2 protein-coding genes are annotated in these 913 nt (G+C 68.5%); both read left to right on the forward strand.

Features of this window, described 5'->3' with window-relative positions; translation table 11 throughout:
• A partial coding sequence (locus FVS66_RS01550; RefSeq protein WP_262386744.1) for a phosphopantetheine-binding protein occupies nt 1–507 on the forward strand: 507 nt, incomplete at its 5' end.
• A 14-nt stretch (nt 508–521) separates the two neighbouring features.
• A partial coding sequence (locus FVS66_RS01555) for a beta-ketoacyl synthase N-terminal-like domain-containing protein (RefSeq protein ID WP_187645338.1) occupies nt 522–913 on the forward strand: 392 nt, incomplete at its 3' end.

Genomic DNA, 913 nt, shown 5'->3' on the forward strand with positions numbered 1-913 from the left:
GCCGGCGCACCGGAGGCGGACCGGGAGCGGATCGTCCTCGAACTGGTCCAGGCCCAGGTCGCGGCCGTACTCGGACATGCCTCGGCCGCGTCCGTCGACCCCGAACGGGCGTTCAAGGAGCTCGGCTTCGACTCGCTCAGCGCCGTCGAACTGCGCAACCGGCTCACGCAGGCCACCGGCGTGCGCCTGCCCGCCACGCTCGTGTTCGACCACCCCACGCCGGCTGCGGTCGCCGACCTCCTGCTGTCGGAGATCGGCGGACGGGAACCGGCCGAGCCCCTCATCGACCAAGAGGTGAGGAAGCTCGAGGACATGCTCGCCGCGAGTTCCGCGGAGGAGCAGCAGCGGGTGGCCAAGCGTCTGCGCACCTTGCTCTCCGGCATCAACGCCGGTGCGAGCGACGGCGCTCAGGGTGACAGGAAGCAGAACGCCAGGGAGCGGATCGAAGCGGCCACCACCGCTGAAGAGATCTTCCAGATGATCGATGTGGAGTTGGGCGAAGAGTGACGGGGGACACAGGAATGACAGAGAACATCGATCAGCAGGAGAAGCTCGTCCGCTATCTCAAAAAGGTCGCGGTCGAACTGAACGAGACCAGGGCGCAGCTCGAAGAGGTCGAGTCCCGGGCGACAGAGCCGCTGGCGATCGTCGGCATGAGCTGCCGCTACCCCGGCGGGGTGACTGCGCCGGAGGAGCTGTGGGAGCTCGTGGCCTCAGGACGTGACGCCATCACCGGGCTTCCCACCGACCGTGGCTGGGACCTGGAGGGGCTGTACGACCCGGACCCGGACCAGACCGGGAAGGTCTACGCCCGCGGTGGCGGGTTCCTGGAGCGCATCGGCGAGTTCGACGCGGACTTCTTCGGGATCAGCCCGCGTGAGGCCACCGCGATGGACCCGCAGCAGCGTCTGCT

The sequence above is a fragment of the Streptomyces sp. TRM49041 genome (assembly GCF_008271805.1).
Taxonomy (GTDB): domain Bacteria; phylum Actinomycetota; class Actinomycetes; order Streptomycetales; family Streptomycetaceae; genus Streptomyces.